Here is a 2566-nt window from a genome sequence, read left to right as displayed (position 1 = left end):
GAGAGATCTCTTGAAGAATCACGCGGTGGCCGCGTCCACGTCCAGCATCGGGACGATCTCGGCGACCGCGCTACACCACTATCCGGGACTCAACTGCAGATGAGAGGGACATGGCATTGCGCGCGCAGCAAGGACTTCCCGCCCCGGCGGTTGACCTCCCGCCCGCACCCGACAGCCGTTCTCAATATCGAGGTCCTTGGAATGTCCCCCACATATGCCTACTCGGCTGTCGTGCCAGGCGCCTCTAATTTGGTCTTCCAGCCGAAACACAAGATGCCCTCGCCCGGGGGCCGAACTCCACAATCAAGAATTAAGACAATCCATCATGCGTGCACGCAGTGCATGCCATGCACGCGCGTCTCTTATAGTCCTCTGGCCTTCAAGTATTCGTCCAGCGCGGCCTCGGTCATCGATGCCTCGCTGATTTCGCGATCGCCAGTCTCGTACCGCAATTTGTCGACGCCACGCCGGAGGCGATCCTTCGTCGAAGGTTTGATGCGCGTGTTGTGGGTCATCGACAGCTTCTCCTCCTCATCTTTGCGGGCACTGAGATCCGCTGAAGGCGATGGTGGCGTAGCTGCAGGTGCCGCTGGGGTCGCGTCTCCCCTGGGCGGACGTTCCGGGATGAGTTCAGCCGGATGTGTCTTACGAATGGCAGGTTCCCGCTTCACGCTCATGCCGGGGCTCCGATCACGATGGGCAACTCAGCGAGCAAGTCACTGTAGGCAAGTTGCAGCGTCAATGCTTTCCCACCCTTGAACTGGTGAATCGGAGTGCGATTCGAGTGCGCGTCCTGGCGGGCCGCGAGTTCCGGGATCGATGTCTTGGCGACGAGTGAGCCGTAGGTTTCCCGTAGCTCGCTCTCTCTGAACTCATGTTCGCCGGTAGACCGTTTACGACTGATCACGATCTTGTCGAATTCCAGCTTCGGATTCGCCCGTTTACGAACGGTGTCGATTGTCTCTTCGAGCTTCTGAACGCCACCGACACTGTCAATTGTGGGTTCGGTGATGGCGACAACGCCATCTGCTGCAATAAGAACCGCGAACAGCACCTTGCCCATATTGGGAGGGCAGTCGAAAAGCACGGCGTCATAAGGAGAAAGGTCGAGCCCTTCGAACGCAACGTCTAGGCGAAACACCAGGTCATTCGACCCATCCGACTCGATTTTGCCGAGCTCTTCGTCTGCGGGAATGAGGTCGACGCCATCCCATGGGGTGGCAATGATCGCCTCGGCTGCAATGCCTTCTCTGGTCTGGTTCATGAGGTGGTAGGCCGTCATCATGCCCTCTTCGAGAGTGACGCCGAGGCCGCCGGTCGTATTGCCCTGTTGGTCCATGTCGACGACAAGTACTTTTCCGCCGACCGCGGTGATGGCGCTGGCAAGCCCGAGAGTGGAGGCCGTCTTGCCTACGCCACCCTTCTGGTTGCCGAGTGCGATTTTGCGTGGCTGCATTGCGGACCTTTCATCGAGGGCGTTGACATTTGCGAGGCGTGCATTGCGTGTAAACCACGCGCTGCATGCAATATGTGCATTGCTTGCTATGTGCGCAATCCACGCTGTACGTGGGCTGCATGCAGACTGTGCGTGACGGGCAATCCAAGCACTGCATGCATTGCGCGCTAAGTCTGCTCTACTCGCTAAACACGCACACTGTGCATTACGTGCGCGCGTAGCATAACACGCGTGTCATGCGTGACGTACAAGCCTCGCACTCTGCGCGTGCCATGCACGAATTGCATCAAGTGCAACCCTTGCGTTCAACGCGTGCAATGCTCATCACGCGTCCACCGCAACCCATGCACGTCATGCGCGACACGCTATCCATGCCTCGCTAGCAAACCCCGCATGCTTTGCACACAATGCGTACCTCGCTAGCCAAGCACTGATCACATACAACGCATGGCGTGCTCTGCACGCACCGCTTGCGGTGCTACCTCTGCACGCACGCGCTGCTCTGCATGCAACCCATACAACGCTCGCAGCGCACGCAGAGCACGCATGACGCGGTACGCAAGGATTGCACGCATGCCATGCGCTGCTAGCAGGACATGCCTTGCATGCACCGCACGTCTTTCACTTCTGCATGCAATGCATGCAGTGCATACAGACCACGCATTGCGTGGACGCGCAAAATAGCAGGTCAATGCACTCATTGCCATCGAACGAATCGAAAAACATCTGCCGTGAGTGTCACACACCGTTGCAAAAGGTCGACCGACCAAGAGCAGCTTGGCTGCCACGATCACCCGATAGCGAGGCGTTCCAGACACGAATCGAAACGTGTGACAGTCCGTCTCGATCAGATTGTCAAGGAAGTCGAAGGGACGCTATTGGGCAGCCAACTGACTAAAGGCGGAAATATAGGGTTCAGCAATCTCCGCTGTGCGCACAGAACAAATTGCTCAACCGTCGCGAGCGGTCCTGCCCAGCCATCCGCCAATGCACCGCCCTTGCGGGGATGGAAGGAAGTTGAGTCCCGGATAGTGGTGTAGCGCGGTCGCCGAGATCGTCCCGATGCTGGACGTGGACGCGGCCACCGCGTGATTCTTCAAGAGATCTCTC

General features: G+C 58.2%; 3 protein-coding genes. All 3 read right to left on the bottom strand.

Annotated elements, in window-relative coordinates; all coding sequences use genetic code 11:
• Positions 1-362 precede the first annotated feature (362 nt).
• Entirely contained in the window at positions 363-515 is a 153-nt protein-coding gene (locus tag ABH939_RS33100) for a hypothetical protein (protein ID WP_007733689.1), read from the bottom strand.
• Between the two features lie 158 nt (positions 516-673).
• The gene (locus ABH939_RS33095; protein WP_007733691.1) at positions 674-1456 is read right to left on the bottom strand and encodes a ParA family protein; all 783 of its coding nucleotides are present in this window, start codon (positions 1454-1456) and stop codon (positions 674-676) included.
• 434 nt (positions 1457-1890) lie between these two features.
• Complete coding sequence (locus tag ABH939_RS33090) at positions 1891-2031, bottom strand: hypothetical protein (RefSeq protein ID WP_191908631.1); 141 nt, start codon at positions 2029-2031, stop codon at positions 1891-1893.
• Between the last annotated feature and the right edge of the window lie 535 nt (positions 2032-2566).

Origin of the sequence: Rhodococcus sp. 27YEA6, assembly GCF_044908235.1 — a bacterium.
Lineage (GTDB): Bacteria > Actinomycetota > Actinomycetes > Mycobacteriales > Mycobacteriaceae > Rhodococcus_F > Rhodococcus_F qingshengii.
The sequence above is the reverse complement of the archived record's forward strand: the minus strand, read 5'-3'. Positions and strand labels throughout refer to the sequence as shown.

What these genes read in the sequence shown, in the direction of transcription:
- ABH939_RS33100 (WP_007733689.1), bottom strand. Translation starts at nt 515, where the DNA reads ATGACCCACAACACGCGCATCAAACCTTCGACGAAGGATCGCCTCCGG.
- ABH939_RS33095 (WP_007733691.1), bottom strand. Translation starts at nt 1,456, where the DNA reads ATGCAGCCACGCAAAATCGCACTCGGCAACCAGAAGGGTGGCGTAGGC.
- ABH939_RS33090 (WP_191908631.1), bottom strand. Translation starts at nt 2,031, where the DNA reads ATGCGTGCAATCCTTGCGTACCGCGTCATGCGTGCTCTGCGTGCGCTG.